This window comes from Vibrio sp. T9, from assembly GCF_003123985.1.
Lineage (GTDB): Bacteria > Pseudomonadota > Gammaproteobacteria > Enterobacterales > Vibrionaceae > Vibrio > Vibrio diabolicus.
Genome location: NZ_NIGY01000173.1, coordinates 1 through 302 on the forward strand (window position 1 = coordinate 1; position 302 = coordinate 302).

Here is a 302-nt window from a genome sequence, read left to right on the forward strand (position 1 = left end):
AAGGCCGATCACGATGGCGACGGCGCCGGACGTGGCCAACAGGCCGCCTATGGGCAGGTTGACGACGAACACCAGCCCGGCAACCAGCGCGCCCATGAACGTAAGTGCGCGAACGACATCGCGGAACAGCTTTTCGCGAAGGCCCTGGGGGAGCACGAAGGCCCTCATCAAGGACGTCGAGATCTGGGCGAACTGCAGCCACCACATCAGCTCCAGCACCTGGGCCAGGAAATGACGCGGGGGATCGTCTCTCCAGGGCGCCTCGTCGAACGGCACCATGCCGTGAGTCCACAGGACGTAGG

Annotated in this window: 1 protein-coding gene; it reads right to left on the reverse strand. The window is 64.9% G+C overall.

Going from position 1 to position 302, the window contains the following annotated elements:
• The coding region (locus tag CBX98_RS25960) for a hypothetical protein (protein WP_197710269.1) at positions 1-279 on the reverse strand (279 nt) is incomplete at its 3' end.
• Between the last annotated feature and the right edge of the window lie 23 nt (positions 280-302).